The organism is Vibrio sp. 378 (assembly GCF_033339435.1).
Map to the genome: position 1 here is coordinate 1 of NZ_JAWOUO010000641.1, position 660 is coordinate 660.

Below are 660 nucleotides of genomic sequence, written 5' to 3' on the forward strand. Positions count from 1 at the left end.
AGCCTTATTGGGCGATCAACGGACAGACGTACATTGATTGGGAAAACTTCACTCTCGCGCTGCTAGAAGAGAGTAAATCAACCGATAAACCTATTGTGATTGGTGCAGAAAAAACAGCCAATATTCAATCACTTGTTCAGCTTCTTGGCTTTTTGCAAGAAAACGGAATTCAGGCGACTCAATTGCTCACTGAAGAGTCGCCATAACAAGAACATAAAACTGAGAACATTTTCATGAAGAACACATTATCACCAGTGCGCACTGCGTTGACTGCTGCCGCTCTGTTACTTGCAAGTACGAACCTTTTTGCCAACAACGCCCCAAACTCAGAACGCATCGTCAGTGCGGGCAGCGCCGTTACCGAACTATTACTTGCGCTCGATGCGAAAGACAGCTTGGTCGCCGTTGATGTAACCAGTACTTTGCCGCAAGGCATGGAGTTACCCGACGTTGGGTATCATCGCCGACTTTCAGCAGAGGGGTTGTTGGCACTGAGCCCAACCAAGTTAATTGGCTCTGATGAAATGGGCCCAACAACCACCTTAAATCAACTAAAGTCGGCAGGTGTGGATGTAGAGATAGTCAATACAGAAGCCAACGTTGACGGCCTTTTGCATCGTATCGACCAGATTGCAACGATCATGAACCGTGAGTCTCAAG

General features: G+C 47.3%; 2 protein-coding genes. Both read left to right on the top strand.

Going from position 1 to position 660, the window contains the following annotated elements:
* A partial coding sequence (locus R7Q48_RS28015) for a biopolymer transporter ExbD (RefSeq protein WP_318133571.1) occupies positions 1-206 on the top strand: 206 nt, incomplete at its 5' end.
* Positions 207-233: 27 nt separating this feature from the next.
* Positions 234-660, top strand: a 427-nt coding sequence (locus R7Q48_RS28020) for an ABC transporter substrate-binding protein (RefSeq protein ID WP_318133573.1), incomplete at its 3' end; no start/stop codon positions are given.